Source organism: Vibrio sp. 1F253 (assembly GCF_041439295.1).
Lineage (GTDB): Bacteria > Pseudomonadota > Gammaproteobacteria > Enterobacterales > Vibrionaceae > Vibrio > Vibrio tasmaniensis_A.
This window is the reverse complement of sequence record NZ_JBGONU010000140.1, coordinates 1-1,243: the sequence shown is the minus strand read 5'-3', so window position 1 is coordinate 1,243 and position 1,243 is coordinate 1. Positions and strand designations below refer to the sequence as shown.

Here is a 1,243-nt window from a genome sequence, read left to right as displayed (position 1 = left end):
TGATCCGCACCAGCAGTTTTGGACACTGAGTTAAGTGAGTACAATCACTAATGAGGTGAACCATGACAAGTAAGAAGAAACGTATTATCCATTCTCCTGAATTTAAAGCAGAAACCCTGAAGCTGGCAGAGAAAGTGGGAGTCGCTGCAGCCGCAAGACAGCTCTCGTTACATGAATCTCAGATCTACGGTTGGCGAAAAGCCACAAAGAAGAATTCTAGTATTAGCCAACGAGAACAAGAATTGGCCGTTGAAGTCGCTAAGCTAAAGAGGCAGTTGGCAGAGCAAGCAGAAGAGCTAGAAATCGTAAAAAAGGCCGCCACCTACTTCGCGAAAAATCTAAAGTAAATTGCTATGAATTTATGCTCGAACACCTGCTGAGTTTCAGTATTTCCCGTATGGCTAAGGTGTTCAGAGTTTCTCGAAGTGGGTTTTATTATTGGGTTGAGAACCGCCACAAGGCGATTCAACGTGAGACAGAGCGCCAAAAGTTTGATACCAAGGTAAAAGAAGCCTTTGACGTTAGCAAAGAGCGAGATGGCTCAAGACGTATTCAGAAAGAACTGGCAGAGAGCGGTGATAACCATAATGTTAAGACCATTGCCGCCAGTATGAAACGTCAGGATTTAGTAGCGAAAGCAGCTCGCAAGTTTAAGTGTACAACGGACAGTAAGCATAAAATGCCCGTTGCTCCGAACTTGCTCGCTCAAGATTTTAACGCAACGGCTCCGAATCAAAAATGGGCAGGAGACATCACTTATGTTGCCACAAGCGAAGGCTGGCTGTACTTAGCTGTCATTATTGACCTTTATTCAAGGCAAGTTATTGGTTGGTCTATGGATACGAGAATGACGGCCTCACTGGTCTGTGATGCTTTGTCGATGGCTTTATTCCGTCGAGGGTTCCCTGAGCATGTCATAACTCATAGCGATCGAGGTAGTCAGTACTGTTCGAAAGACTATCGAGACCTCATAAGCACTTATAATTTAAAACAAAGTATGAGTAGAAAAGGGAACTGTTGGGATAACGCATGTGTTGAGAGCTTCTTCCATTCACTGAAAGTTGAAGCAATTCAATATGAGCCAATTATGACGAGAGAGCAGATGCGCCAAACGATCTTCGAGTACATAGAAGTTGATTATAATCGAACGAGAAGGCACAGTGCTCTTGGGTACCTAAGCCCAATGAACTTTGAAAAGCGAAATGTCGCTTAGCTAAGTGTCCAGTCTGACTGGAGCAGATCA

At 44.1% G+C, this 1,243-nt stretch carries 1 protein-coding gene; it reads left to right on the top strand.

Going from position 1 to position 1,243, the window contains the following annotated elements:
- Window positions 1-62 precede the first annotated feature (62 nt).
- Window positions 63-1,213 (top strand): IS3 family transposase gene (locus ACED28_RS23240; RefSeq protein WP_139137542.1). Its coding sequence is split into 2 segments (ribosomal slippage): window positions 63-306 and window positions 306-1,213, totalling 1,152 coding nucleotides; the frame shifts between segments, so codons are not numbered across the junction.
- Window positions 1,214-1,243 lie beyond the last annotated feature (30 nt).